The 11,810-nt window shown below is 43.1% G+C and carries 13 protein-coding genes; 7 read left to right on the top strand and 6 right to left on the bottom strand.

The annotated features are described in order from the left end of the window. The first annotated feature begins 93 nt into the window (after nucleotides 1-93). Nucleotides 94-393, top strand: a complete 300-nt coding sequence (locus R7E78_RS11660; RefSeq protein ID WP_005375307.1) for a YfcZ/YiiS family protein — start codon at nucleotides 94-96, stop codon at nucleotides 391-393. Between the two features lie 88 nt (nucleotides 394-481). Here the strand turns inward: R7E78_RS11660 and R7E78_RS11655 are convergent, their stop codons facing one another. Next, complete coding sequence (locus R7E78_RS11655; protein ID WP_213872610.1) at nucleotides 482-754, bottom strand: YnjH family protein; 273 nt, start codon at nucleotides 752-754, stop codon at nucleotides 482-484. Between the two features lie 319 nt (nucleotides 755-1,073). Here R7E78_RS11655 and R7E78_RS11650 point away from each other — a divergent pair, with 319 nt between their 5' ends. Beyond that, a complete protein-coding gene (locus tag R7E78_RS11650; RefSeq protein ID WP_047101745.1) occupies nucleotides 1,074-1,673 on the top strand; it encodes a hypothetical protein in 600 nt (199 codons plus the stop codon). 73 nt (nucleotides 1,674-1,746) lie between these two features. Here the strand turns inward: R7E78_RS11650 and R7E78_RS11645 are convergent, their stop codons facing one another. Then, nucleotides 1,747-2,856 carry a 1-acyl-sn-glycerol-3-phosphate acyltransferase gene (locus tag R7E78_RS11645; protein ID WP_005385027.1) on the bottom strand — a complete coding sequence of 370 codons (1,110 nt, stop codon included), beginning with the start codon at nucleotides 2,854-2,856 and terminating at the stop codon, nucleotides 1,747-1,749. 191 nt (nucleotides 2,857-3,047) lie between these two features. Between R7E78_RS11645 and R7E78_RS11640 the strand changes: the two genes are divergently transcribed. Then, nucleotides 3,048-3,656, top strand: coding sequence for a hypothetical protein (locus R7E78_RS11640; protein WP_005375302.1), 609 nt, complete (start codon nucleotides 3,048-3,050; stop codon nucleotides 3,654-3,656). Between the two features lie 127 nt (nucleotides 3,657-3,783). Here R7E78_RS11640 and R7E78_RS11635 read toward each other — a convergent pair whose 3' ends face one another. Both R7E78_RS11635 and R7E78_RS11630 read right to left on the bottom strand, forming a co-directional pair. Next, nucleotides 3,784-4,266 carry a hypothetical protein gene (locus tag R7E78_RS11635; protein WP_017635276.1) on the bottom strand — a complete coding sequence of 161 codons (483 nt, stop codon included), beginning with the start codon at nucleotides 4,264-4,266 and terminating at the stop codon, nucleotides 3,784-3,786. Nucleotides 4,267-4,280: 14 nt separating this feature from the next. After that, nucleotides 4,281-4,814: a nicotinate-nicotinamide nucleotide adenylyltransferase gene (locus R7E78_RS11630; RefSeq protein WP_065275432.1), complete on the bottom strand. Its 534-nt coding sequence runs from the start codon at nucleotides 4,812-4,814 to the stop codon at nucleotides 4,281-4,283. A gap of 178 nt (nucleotides 4,815-4,992) precedes the next feature. Here R7E78_RS11630 and nadE point away from each other — a divergent pair, with 178 nt between their 5' ends. After that, a complete protein-coding gene (gene nadE / locus R7E78_RS11625) occupies nucleotides 4,993-5,823 on the top strand; it encodes an ammonia-dependent NAD(+) synthetase (protein ID WP_005375299.1) in 831 nt (276 codons plus the stop codon). A gap of 100 nt (nucleotides 5,824-5,923) precedes the next feature. Here nadE and R7E78_RS11620 read toward each other — a convergent pair whose 3' ends face one another. After that, a complete protein-coding gene (locus R7E78_RS11620) occupies nucleotides 5,924-7,741 on the bottom strand; it encodes a hybrid-cluster NAD(P)-dependent oxidoreductase (RefSeq protein ID WP_318057889.1) in 1,818 nt (605 codons plus the stop codon). Between the two features lie 267 nt (nucleotides 7,742-8,008). On the opposite strand from R7E78_RS11620, the gene R7E78_RS11615 reads away from it, so the two are divergent. Both R7E78_RS11615 and pyrC read left to right on the top strand, forming a co-directional pair. Beyond that, entirely contained in the window at nucleotides 8,009-8,173 is a 165-nt protein-coding gene (locus tag R7E78_RS11615; protein ID WP_005375297.1) for a YqaE/Pmp3 family membrane protein, read from the top strand. Nucleotides 8,174-8,328: 155 nt separating this feature from the next. Beyond that, on the top strand, nucleotides 8,329-9,357 hold the full coding sequence (gene pyrC / locus R7E78_RS11610; RefSeq protein ID WP_318057888.1) for a dihydroorotase: 1,029 nt from the start codon (nucleotides 8,329-8,331) through the stop codon (nucleotides 9,355-9,357). A gap of 95 nt (nucleotides 9,358-9,452) precedes the next feature. On the opposite strand, the gene R7E78_RS11605 is transcribed toward pyrC, so the two are convergent. Continuing rightward, complete coding sequence (locus R7E78_RS11605; RefSeq protein WP_318057887.1) at nucleotides 9,453-10,358, bottom strand: DUF808 domain-containing protein; 906 nt, start codon at nucleotides 10,356-10,358, stop codon at nucleotides 9,453-9,455. 173 nt (nucleotides 10,359-10,531) lie between these two features. Here R7E78_RS11605 and R7E78_RS11600 point away from each other — a divergent pair, with 173 nt between their 5' ends. Further along, a complete protein-coding gene (locus tag R7E78_RS11600) occupies nucleotides 10,532-11,452 on the top strand; it encodes a M14 family metallocarboxypeptidase (protein ID WP_005375292.1) in 921 nt (306 codons plus the stop codon). The last annotated feature ends 358 nt before the right edge of the window (nucleotides 11,453-11,810 follow it).

The following is an 11,810-nucleotide window of genomic DNA, read 5'->3' as shown; positions in this document are numbered from 1 at the left end:
ATTCTGTTCCTTTTTTACGCAAAAGTCGTCATTTTTGTAGATACAGATCAAATACCTGATAGAATACCCTTAGTATTTACAAGAGGATTCGTTATGAGTGTCGAATTAGAAAAAAACCAAGTATGTGAGGCCTGCGGCTGTGCTGGCGAGATTGGCTTTATCATCAAAGAAGGTGACGAAGTTGCCGACGTAACGGTTTTCGCACAGACAAAAACAGAGCTAGAGTCTGAACTACAAAAATACATCGAGCTCGCTAAATCAGTATGTGCTGATGTTGAATACAATGTTTCAGAAATAACCGAAGAATCGAACCAAGCGACGGCTCGATTCAAATTTGAAGTAAGTGCTGAAAAACTTATCTTTGAATTAAAAACTCGCTCACTCGCGCGTTAATGAAAAAAGCGAGCATGATGCTCGCTTTTTATTTTTCCAATCTCTTAATCTTAAACCGCTCTAAATGAAACAGACAACTTCGGCGCGTTTATTTATCTTTTTTGAACACGACCCACTTTAACGAGCCATTAGTTTCAAAATCGTTCTCAGCGGTACACATCAGTAATACGCCTTCAACATTAATCACGGCCCCTGTGGTGTAGGCTTTATCATCGTAGTAACAGATACGCTGACCTACCTTACCGTCAGCAACTATTAGCGCTTTGTTTTCTGGTGTACTGTATGATTTAGCAAAAACGGAACCCGACAGCAGTACTGCAAAAACACTAGCGGTAAAAATAGATACACTTTTTAACTTCATGACAATCTCCCTCAAACCTCAATAATACTAACAAGGACCCTTGTGAAGTTCTTGGAAGAATCTCATATTATTCAAATATCTACTGATATTTTTCTCACCTCTACACTTGGGTCTGCTTCACATTCAATCATTTAATTTATCTCATTTTAGTAAGCTTGAAGTTACTTAGCGCAGTAAAGAAGCGCACACTTTTAGCGTGCATCTCTAATTTGAATATTTAAGTTATGAATCAAAAACTGTAAGCAAAAAATGCATAATAGGTTTATTTAAGTATAAGATAAGTACCTGTTGATCTCGGTATTTAACTAAATCTTTGACTATGCGTTTTGTTTCCCTATGCCTTACTTCAATCCTGCTCTGCTCGTCTCCTTTGGCATATGAGCTAGATTACTATTCTAAGTTTGGTCACATCGATAATTACGGCAATCTTGATCTTAGAAACAAGCCTTACACCCAACTACCCTCTGGCCTAGTGGTAAAGGGCAACTTAAACATCTCACAAACCCCTATCAAAGCCTTGCCTAAAGGGCTTGATGTTGAAGGCAGTCTGGAAGCAACTAACAGCGCACTCAAATTTATTCGCTCAGGAACAAAGATAAAAGGCTATGCAAACCTACTAGGTAGTAAGATCGAAAACTGGCCTAAAGGTATCAAACTAGGCGGTTACCTAAATCTGACGGATACACCGTTAAAATCGCTTCCAGCTAAACTTCGAGTAAAAGGTGATCTAAGTGTTATTCGCACTCCCATTTCTGATCTTCCTGAAGGATTGGTGGTTGATGGTAATCTCTATATTGGAGGATCAGCGCTGAAAGTATTTCCAGACACAATGACGGTGAAAGGGAATATCTATTTAGGTGGTAACAGGATCACAAAATGGCCCAGCAATTTAACCCTTGGTGGTGCCGTCGCACCTTAAAGAGCAGATAAACAAAAGCCCCGGCAGACCGAGGCTTTAAGGCATTCTGAATCAACGAGTTCAGTGACGAAGATTACTCTTGGTTATTCACAGGATTAGCATAGCTCGCCACCAAATAAGGTCTTGCGCCTTCAGGTAGCTGATCCAACTTATCCGCGAGATGACGCTTAACCGCTTCCGTAATGATGCTCGAATCTTCATGCCCAGCAGCTAACAAGTTGATTGGGTACAACTTGTAGTTGTTGTGAATTTGGCGGTCGATTTCACCAGCAAGAGATTCCGGCGTTTCAAACTCTTGCTCAATCACATCACCAAACGCAACATGTACACGGCCTTTATAGCCAACGATACCTTGAATGATACTTTCGATATCTTCAAATTCGCCTTTTTCATAGCGGCCATTTTCTGCTTTTTCGTACAGCTCTTTTGCTTTGGCAATGTCACATGGATCATTTTCATAGGCAATCGAGACTGGAACGATTTTCAGAGAACGCGTGTACTCACCAAAGCTGATCTTTTGTTTACGACCTTCAACATGGAACATTTTTAAAATCGCAGGATCAGTAAAGTCGTTTCCATCTTTAGCACGACCTTCCTTTTGGGCAATCCAAATTGAATTGCCAGTATCAAGCGAATGTTTGATATAGCTTGACAATTGTCCCAATGCTTTCATCATTTCTCTAGGCGCTTTAGCAGAGCGCTTAACGATGAAGCTCTTATTGAGTCGCATCAATTCTGTCGCACATGGCTTCTTCAGCAGGTTATCGCCAATCGCTATACGAACTGTACGGTGCCCACTTTGGTACAAGCCATAATTTACGAGCGCAGGGTCCATCGCAATATCACGGTGGTTAGAAACGAATAGGTATGACGTGTTTTTATCCAGCTTATCCAAACCAGAAAAAGTGACGCCATCCGTTGTCTTATTCAATGTATCTTTCAGGTACTTCTTCACTTCAATCTGAATTGCTTCGACAGAATCAAGCTTGCTCCACTTAGCTTTCAGGTAGATTCGCAGGATCGGGCTCATTAGCGTTTTGAACCACGCTGCTTTATTAGCAAAGCGATGTTCTAGGATAGCAGTGATAAATTCATCATCTTGGATTAGACGATCCAGCGCTGCTGGAATTTCTTCGTCGTTGTAAGGACGAATTTCAATATAAGGATCGGTATTGGCTGTCATTGTTCATTACATATCAAAAAAAGCTGGCACATTTTACGCATAGTTTTGCTGACAAGCAGCATTTCAACCCATACTTTTAACATGGTCATACCAGTTAAGCCACCATTTATCATGCTAAAAAATTATCTCAGCTGGTTGGAATCGTATGGGTTTAACGTTACCCTTAGCGCCAAAAAACACTGGTACTCATAATGAACTACGCAATTGAATTTCACGACGCTAAATACCCCTTTCTTGATGTAGCTGCGCGTAAAAAAGCACTGAAGCACAGTCTACTATCTGTCATCGAAGGGTTAGCCGTCATTAAATTGGGTAAGCAGGAGTATGCCATTGAACCAGGCCAATATTTTTGGATTCCTCAAGGATGTTTGAGCTCCCTCACCTTTTTACCTAATTCTCGTGTATATCGTTGTGATTTTTCTGTGCGTTTAAATGACGACTTCTCACAACAAGCGGGCTTTGTGAAGCCTTCACCGCTACTAAAAGCGCTCGTCGAGAAGCTAGCAACAACTGCCGAACGCTCGGATCTGCAAACCGATCTACTGACAGTAGTAAGACATGAAGTATTGACGCTGTCTCCTAAACTAGCGCACTCAACGTTAACGAGAACCATCAATCAATGGACTCCTGGCTGTGACATGAATATTTCTAAAGAGCTTTGCTTGGTACTAACACTACGTGAAGCAAGAAAAATGAAACTGTCGGGGAAGAAGGAAGAGCAAATTGTTGACTCTCTTTTTGCTGGTAACACCGAAGAATATGAACAGCTTTGCTTTTTAGTCTTTGGAGAAGCGCTATAACTCGCTCTTTAACAAGCTACGTTTTCAGCATTACGTAGAGTTACGGATACAGAAAGTAGAGATTCAAGTAAAAGCAAAAAGGGCGTACATTGATAATGTACGCCCTTTTTTCATTTGCTTGAGATGTCTAGAAAGGTACTTCTATCTGCATCATCCAGTCAGCGTCATAATATTCGTGCCAACGATAATCAAACCGCATTCTTGGCTGTCCGTCGGATTTATCCCCAAAACCAACGCTGAACATCAACCCGTGACTACGAAGCCACTCTTCTGTATCCATTTTACTCTCTTCGTCTCGAAGTTCTTCCGGCATCCAAAAACCAAGACCAAAGTAATTCTTTTCTAAGTTTTGAGTTAGAAGTGGGGTGTCTTCCGGCTTAATCGCCCACTCCTCCCAATAGTTTTCTGTTGGTCCTTCAAGCTTCGCTTCCGCTGCATACCAAATCAATGCTTCAGTACTTAACACGCCGATGGAATCTAAAATTTCTTCACAGATTGGAAGCGTGTTATCTTCAAACACCACGGAACGATCAGAAAAATAGTTACACGCGGAATGAGCTTGTGTCACCACAAGCAACGCACATGCACTAAATAAAACGACTCTGACCATGAAAATCTGACCTCTCAGTTCCCAGACAATGTTTCTCTGTATAAGCCTTTACTAAGTAATAAATCACGTACGGAAGGTGTTGTATAGGCGCCGATCTCTTCACCCTCGGCCAATGCTTTGCGAATATCCGTGCTTCTGACTTTTACTTTTTCAGGACATGCCATAACAGTCCAACGTTCCGTAATCTCTTCAGCTCTACTAAATTTAGCAAATTTGAAGAAATTATCAGGACCAATGACAAAAGTTATATCGGCAGTTGGGTAGATTTCTTGAATTTTTTCTAACAACGCATAGGTCGTCACACTTTGTCCAGGTTGGTATAAAGCTTGCTCTGCATCAGAACGCTGAACATTAGAAAGCCCCATATCCTTGATGAACACATCAACCATTTTGCACCGAGTTGGGTAATCAAGCATGTTCTTGCCCCAAGCGTGTGCAATGCTTGGCTCAAGTAGCACAAGATCAAAGTGGCTCAAAGACTCAATAACACTTTTATGCCCTAAACTAGGTGGGTTAAATGCACTACCAAAAATGGCGATTTTTTTCATATCCGGTGATTACCTGGTTGAAGAGAGTTTTCTAATCTGATGATTTCGGTATGATACTACTAATCTTTACAGCTTTTGACCCTAAAGTCGCGTTTAATGAGCCTCAACTGTATGGTTTATCACCATTTGAGCAAATGCGCTTTAGAGTCTGAAATATTTGCAGGAAAAGGAACCCTAAATGGAACAATCCATCCGTGACGAAATGCGCGTACTCCCTTCAATTGATCCGCATTTTGAAATTGAACGCCGTGTCGCTTTTATTAAGCGTAAATTGCAAGAAGCGGGCTGTAAGTCTCTTGTTCTTGGCATCAGCGGTGGCGTTGACTCAACGACATGTGGTCGTTTAGCTCAGTTGGCTGTAGACCAACTAAACGAAGAAGCGGGCAACAATAGCTACCAATTTATCGCAGTTCGCCTGCCTTACGGGGAGCAAAAAGATGAAGATGAGGCTCAGCTCGCTCTGTCTTTTATCCAGCCAACCCATTCTGTATCGGTGAACATCAAAGCAGGTGTTGACGGGCTTCATTCGGCTTCTCACGTTGCATTAGAAGGCACAGACCTTCTACCAACTGATGCAGCAAAAGTCGACTTCGTAAAAGGCAATGTAAAAGCGCGTGCTCGCATGGTTGCTCAATACGAGATCGCGGGCTACGTAGGCGGCCTTGTTCTTGGTACTGATCACTCAGCAGAAAACATCACTGGTTTCTACACTAAATTTGGTGATGGCGCTTGTGACATGGCACCATTGTTCGGATTAAGTAAGCGCCAAGTTCGTGAAGTGGCTGCTACATTGGGTGCACCTGAGCAACTAGTGAAGAAAGTGCCAACGGCAGACTTAGAAGAGCTTGCTCCACAGAAAGCAGACGAAGATGCCCTAAGCCTAACTTACGAGCAAATCGACGACTTCTTAGAGGGCAAACCTGTTCCACAGCAAGTGAGTGACCGTCTGGTAGCGATTTACAAAGCAACGCAGCACAAACGCCAGCCAATCCCGACGATTTACGACTAAGCGATATTTTCAGCTCTCTTTAAAACTCAAAACGCTGCTAAAAATAGCAGCGTTTTTTTGTCTAGGAACAGTTTTTGTCGAAGGACAAAATTGCTCTCGCCTAGTTGGTTACTGTTACGTCCGTCTCTGGCACAGCACAACACGCCAATACGGTTCCCATTGCACGTTCCTCATCTGTCAACGCAGGCACGTCCGGATGATGTACTTGACCCGACGTAAGCTGAACCTTACACGCGCCGCATAAGCCAGCACGACAGCTATTGCTAACAACCTTCCCTGCGTCTTCAAGCTGATCTAACAACGTTTTCTGATTATTCCCTACAACTTTCGTCCCATTGAAATCGATCGCTATGCTCTTCTCTGGTCTTGAAGTGACTGAAGATACGCCAAACGCTTCTTGATGGTAGTTTTCTTCTGGCAGCCCTTTTCTTAGCAGGAGATTTTTCGCTTTCTCCATAAAACCATCAGGACCACACACAAACACTTGGCGCTGTTCAACATCTTTGATTTGCTTAATGTGTGACAAACTTAAACGCCCTTTCAAACCAAACCAATCAACAGCAGGTTGCGTTAAACAGACTTTTACTTCTAGCGCTGGGTGCTCACGCTTTAACTGCTCCAACTCTGAGCGACAAGGAATATCATTCTCGGTGCGACATTGATGGTAGAAAACCACGTTATCCAACTGATTGTGATCCGCTAAGTAACGCACCATTGATAACATTGGTGTTACTCCACTACCCGCAGAGAGTAACAACAGAGGCTGCGCTTCATGCGTTTTAAGGTGGAACTGACCGTCAGGTTGTTCTGCCTCTAAAACATCACCGACTTGTAAGTTGTCTAAGAGTGAGTTAGAGACTCTTCCACCCGCGATACGCTTTACAGAAATAGCATAACGACCCGGGCGAGAAGGACTGGATGACAAGGTATAGCGTCGACCCACTTTCTTACCATCAATATTCACCTCTATTGGCAGGTGTTGTCCTGGCAAGTAATTAGGCAACGAACCTTTGTTTGGCTCTAACCATAAGGTCACAAAGTCTTGGGCAATTTCTTCACGCTCAACACATGTAAGCTTCATGCGCACTGGCGAGTTATCTGCGTAAAACTCCGGCTCTTTGTACTCCAATACTTCAACTTTATCGCCTTGACGAATAATGCCTTCATTTCGCGCGACAAGATTCTGGCCAAAGAACACACCACCGACATCGTTTGCACGGAACTGTTGCAAAGTTTTGAGCGGCTCTTTGCTCTCACGGAATGTGCCTCTTTGGGTATTCACCGTAGTCAGGATACAGCGCTCGCAAGGTTTGAGAGACTCAAACTCTACCTCACCGATTCGTATGCGCTTCCATGAATCTTCTTCAAATGGCTTAGTATCAGAGACAACTAAGTTAGTACGAAACTGATCCATTGAGTGTAGCTCTGAACTTCTTCGGTTCAGCTCATCAAGTGAAGCTTGACTGATCACTAAAACCGGATAACCATCAGCAAAACTGACGTTTTGACCTAGCTTTTCACGGACACGATTCGATTGCTCACCACTAAATAACAACTCAACGCGCAGCCCCAACACACGACTAAACCAGTCATCTGCATCATCTGTCGTGGTATAGGCAGTAAATGTATCTTTCCAAACCGTTGCAGGTGTCTCCTGCATTTTGAAATCTTGGTAACGGATTTTAAGTGGCTCCATACCCAAACTACTAAACACCACTCCATCGGACAATAAGGCAGACTTAATGGTTACCATTTGCGGATACTTTCGCGCAGTGATCATCGAGCCATCAGCTTTCGCAATCATAAAGCGACGATCGAAGCTCAATCCTTGCTTCTCAACCCATACGGACGACAGCGATAATCCGCCAACTGACTTAACCGGAAAAACATTAATTTGGGATAAAACGGGTTGCGACATGGCCTTCTTCCTACGGGTGTTTTTTATTTGTTGCGGTATTGTATACTCAAATCACATTAAGTTGCAGAGTCTACTGCCTCTTCATCCATCGCAACTTTCTCGAAACCATATTCTTATAAATTTGGTTTTAGTGACAAGTATTTACTACACTCAATATTCGCGTTTTTTAACACCGTTCTGACCAAATACCGTTTGATAAAGTGTGATACGACACACATAATTCATCCAAGTTATCACTACTCTCATTTATCGATTTGGAGCTTAATTATGGATACAAGAAAACTGGTTCTGATTTTGTTATGTATCTTTCTTCCGCCTGTCGCGGTGTTTATGGAGAAAGGTCTAAATAAAGACTTTTTGATTAATCTAATATTGACGTGTTTCTTCTTTCTACCAGGTACGATCCACGCGCTTTGGTTAACAATGAAGTAACCACTTACACTCTCACTCTTTATAAAATTGAAAAATGGGATGAAATATGAGGGCAATTCCTCTATCATCCTGTCGCCTAAGCGCAAGCGTTTGCTCAAAAGCAAATACGGCGCTTAGGCTCCAATCAGACAACTTTTCAATGGTGGGAGCAATTAATGACAACACTGACTATCACTCGTCCTGACGACTGGCACGTTCACTTACGCGATGGGGAAGTTCTTAAAGACACCGTTCGCGACATCAGCCGCTACAATGGCCGTGCGCTGATTATGCCAAATACCGTCCCACCTGTTACTACAACTGAGCTCACCCTAGCCTACCGTGACCGAATTCTCAAAGAGCAACATGGCGAACAGTTTGAGCCTTTAATGGCGCTTTACCTTACAGATAACACGACACCAGACGAAATACGTAAGGCTAAAGCAACCGGACACATTGTTGCTGCCAAGCTCTATCCTGCAGGCGCTACCACAAACTCAGATTCCGGTGTGACCAATGCGAAGAACATTTACCACGTTCTCGAAGCGATGGAAGAAGTAGGAATGTTACTTTTGGTTCATGGGGAAGTAACACATCACGATGTTGATATCTTCGACCGAGAGAAAGAATTCCTTGATACTGTCCTCGCTCCTATCGTCAATGATTTCCCTAATCTTAAAATCGTACTAGAACATATCACCACCGCCGACGCAGCAAACTTCGTTAACAATGCCTCAGACAACGTAGCGGCTACCATCACTGCCCACCACCTTCTTTTCAACCGTAACCACATGCTTGTGGGTGGTATTAAACCTCATTTCTACTGTTTGCCAATTCTTAAGCGCGGAACCCACCAGCAAGCGCTGATCGAAGCAGCAACTAGTGGTAGCAAGAAGTTTTTCCTAGGTACAGACTCAGCGCCACATGCGAAAGGGGCAAAAGAATCGGCTTGCGGTTGTGCTGGTTCTTACACTGCACACGCTGCGCTAGAGCTTTATGCAGAAGTCTTCGAAAAAGAAGGCAAGTTGGAAAACTTGGAAGCTTTCGCAAGCTTCAACGGTCCTGATTTTTACTGCATTGCACGTAACACAGATACGGTAACGTTAGAAAAATCCGCTTGGGATGTGCCAGAAACGATGCCATTTGGCAATGATATCGTTGTGCCTATTCGAGCAAATGAACAGATCGAGTGGAAAGTGAAGTAAGTACTTTACTGACATTTCACCTATAAAACAGGGTCATGCTTTTTGTAAAAAGAAGTCATGACCCTTGTTATTATCGTCTCATGTTTTAGATGTGATTATTGACCACGAAGCTTTTCAACCATCGTCCATACCGCAACCACAACCAACCCCGCCACAAAGCCGATAATACCGTTCAATAAAATAGGCAAAATGGCTGTAGCAACCGAATGACCACTAAAGTTCATAATAATCGGCTCTACAAAGTGATGAATGGCTGGCACGTTGTGCACCACAATTCCCCCGCCCACCAAAAACATCGCAGCAGTTCCTACAATGGTTAACAACTTCATCAACTTTGGTGCAAAAGCGACCAAGGCCCCTCCGACTTTCGCCACCCAACCTTTACCGTTTGAGCGACCTTCAAGGTAAAGGCCTAAATCATCTAGCTTCACAATCCCAGCGACTAGTCCATAAACTCCAACCGTCATAATCACTGCAATTAAACTGACAACTAAAATTTGCGTAACAAGACTGGCTCCTGTCACAGTACCTAACGCAATCACGATGATTTCTGCTGAAAGGATAAAGTCTGTCCGAATCGCACCACAAACTTTACGCTTTTCATACTCTTCTATCGACTCGCCAGTATTAACTAGCTCCTCTTTTTCTTCGTGCGGATGCGAGTGAGGAAACACTTTCTCAAGTACTTTCTCTGCCCCTTCAAAGCAGAGAAATAAGCCGCCAATTAGCAATAATGGCATGATAAGCCATGGAATAATCGCGCTAATAAGTAAAGCTGAAGGAACTAAAATCAATTTATTTTTGAATGAGCCTTTTGCAACCGCCCAAACCACTGGAATCTCTCGCTCAGATGCAACACCAGACACTTGTTGAGCGTTTAACGCTAGATCATCTCCCAACACACCTGCGGTTTTCTTTGCCGCCATTTTTGACATTAAGGCGACATCATCAAGCACCGTGGCAATATCGTCCAGCAGTGTGAGTAAACTTGCTCCAGCCATTTTTGGTCTCTTATATGAAATTGAGTAAGTAACAAAATGTAACACCAATGAATCACTCATCAAAGTGATGATTTTGCAAAGAATACCACCCCAAATGGTGTTTTATATTGCCGTAAAGATAAGACAGGTCTAGTCTTGTGATACCTTTCAGCAGTCAAAAAGAAAAAGTATAGATGAAAAGTGGATACATTTACCCGATCGGTACTCCTGGCCAACCTTGGAACGAAGAAGAACGTAAAGCTTGGTTAGCAACGCAAGAAGTAAAACGTAGCTACCAAGATGAAGTCGTCAGTAAAATCGATGCCCTACGCGAGCGTTTTGATGTTGAACAATATGGGGCGCTCTCATACAACGAGGCACGCTTCCCTCTGTTTTGTATCAAAACACGCAATTGGGATTCAACTAAACCTGTTGTGTTGGTCACAGGCGGCGTGCACGGTTACGAAACCAGCGGTGTACATGGCGCATTAAAGTTTGTAGAAACAGAAGCAGAGCGCTATGCAGAGCATTTCAATATTGTCGTTGCACCCTGCGTAAGCCCTTGGGGTTACGAGGTGATCAACCGCTGGAATCCAAACGCGATTGATCCAAACCGCTCTTTCTATAAGGATAGCCCTGCCGAAGAGTCCGCTAACCTCATAAAGCTAGTTGCAACTTTAGGCGATGTGTTAATGCACATTGATCTACATGAAACGACAGATTCTGACGAAACTGAGTTCCGTCCAGCCTTAGCTGCTCGTGATGGTATTGAGTACATTGAAGGTATGATCCCAGATGGCTTTTACACGGTGGGAGATAGTGAAAACCCTCAGCCTGACTTCCAAAAAGCGGTCATTGAGTCAGTTGCAAAAGTGACTCACATTGCACCAGCAGATGAAAACGGCGAAATCATTGGTTCACCCGTCGTACAGTTTGGCGTTATCAACTACCCAATGGTAAAACTGGGCCTGTGTGGCGGCGTAACAAATTGCGTTTACGGCACGACAACGGAAGTGTACCCAGACAGCCCAACGGTGACCGACGAAGAATGCAACGATGCGCAAGTTGCAGCCGTGGTTGGTGGTTTGAATTACGTACTAAGTAAGCTCGAATAACACAGGTTAACAATAAAGCAACTGACGATGTCTTTGAATTGTGAATCAGCTTTACTTTGCTCCAAAAGCAAGTTGAGACATTAATCCGCTAGTTTATTAGAAATTACCGCATTAACATCGCTAACACTGAAGATGCGAAGCATCACGACTTTATGACGCTATTTTAATGCGGTATCTAATAAATCCTAAAATACAAACGACATCTAGACATCATCGTCACTACTAACTCCTCTTCCTGAACAAACTATCGTCATACCATTTAAATCAAACCTCAACCAACGAGCTTCTGAAGCGAAAAACATCCTTAAACAATAAGAAAGCTTAATGCTCTTTGGCTTTATTTTTTAATCACTTACCC

The organism is Vibrio sp. YT-19(2023), assembly GCF_033337395.1.
Note: the sequence above shows the minus strand (reverse complement) of the source record. Positions and strands in the feature narration are given on the sequence as shown.

Coding starts and splice junctions, on each gene's coding strand:
- R7E78_RS11655 (WP_213872610.1), bottom strand. CDS start 754: ATGAAGTTAAAAAGTGTATCTATTTTTACCGCTAGTGTTTTTGCAGTA.
- R7E78_RS11600 (WP_005375292.1), top strand. CDS start 10,532: ATGAAAAGTGGATACATTTACCCGATCGGTACTCCTGGCCAACCTTGG.
- R7E78_RS11660 (WP_005375307.1), top strand. CDS start 94: ATGAGTGTCGAATTAGAAAAAAACCAAGTATGTGAGGCCTGCGGCTGT.
- R7E78_RS11605 (WP_318057887.1), bottom strand. CDS start 10,358: ATGGCTGGAGCAAGTTTACTCACACTGCTGGACGATATTGCCACGGTG.
- R7E78_RS11620 (WP_318057889.1), bottom strand. CDS start 7,741: ATGTCGCAACCCGTTTTATCCCAAATTAATGTTTTTCCGGTTAAGTCA.
- R7E78_RS11645 (WP_005385027.1), bottom strand. CDS start 2,856: ATGACAGCCAATACCGATCCTTATATTGAAATTCGTCCTTACAACGAC.
- R7E78_RS11630 (WP_065275432.1), bottom strand. CDS start 4,814: ATGAAAAAAATCGCCATTTTTGGTAGTGCATTTAACCCACCTAGTTTA.
- R7E78_RS11615 (WP_005375297.1), top strand. CDS start 8,009: ATGGATACAAGAAAACTGGTTCTGATTTTGTTATGTATCTTTCTTCCG.
- R7E78_RS11635 (WP_017635276.1), bottom strand. CDS start 4,266: ATGGTCAGAGTCGTTTTATTTAGTGCATGTGCGTTGCTTGTGGTGACA.
- R7E78_RS11640 (WP_005375302.1), top strand. CDS start 3,048: ATGAACTACGCAATTGAATTTCACGACGCTAAATACCCCTTTCTTGAT.
- pyrC (WP_318057888.1), top strand. CDS start 8,329: ATGACAACACTGACTATCACTCGTCCTGACGACTGGCACGTTCACTTA.
- nadE (WP_005375299.1), top strand. CDS start 4,993: ATGGAACAATCCATCCGTGACGAAATGCGCGTACTCCCTTCAATTGAT.
- R7E78_RS11650 (WP_047101745.1), top strand. CDS start 1,074: ATGCGTTTTGTTTCCCTATGCCTTACTTCAATCCTGCTCTGCTCGTCT.